Source organism: Staphylococcus gallinarum (assembly GCF_000875895.1).
GTDB lineage: Bacteria > Bacillota > Bacilli > Staphylococcales > Staphylococcaceae > Staphylococcus > Staphylococcus gallinarum.
Window position 1 is genome coordinate 1 of sequence record NZ_JXCF01000077.1, and the last position, 241, is coordinate 241.

The 241-nt window shown below is 27.8% G+C and carries 1 pseudogene; it reads left to right on the forward strand.

What is annotated here, in order from left to right:
* Nucleotides 1-52: 52 nt before the first annotated feature.
* Nucleotides 53-241: pseudogene (locus tag SH09_RS13440) on the forward strand (lantibiotic immunity ABC transporter MutE/EpiE family permease subunit); the annotation flags it as partial.

A 241-nucleotide genomic window follows, 5' to 3' on the forward strand; every position in this document is an offset into this window, starting at 1 on the left:
GATGAAAATCTTGAAGAAATATTCTTTAATATAACAAAAGGGGGTAGATAGTATGAGTTTATTAAAAGCTGAGGCTTTAAAGTTCAAAAATACTACTGCTATGTATATATTATTTTTATCACCTTTGTTTTTTTTAGCATTCGCATTATTTACTGCTTTATTTGCTCAAAGCAGTCCTAACCAACATGATTTATCTCCATTCTTATCTCTATTATTTAATTTGTGGCCATATTTTGTCATG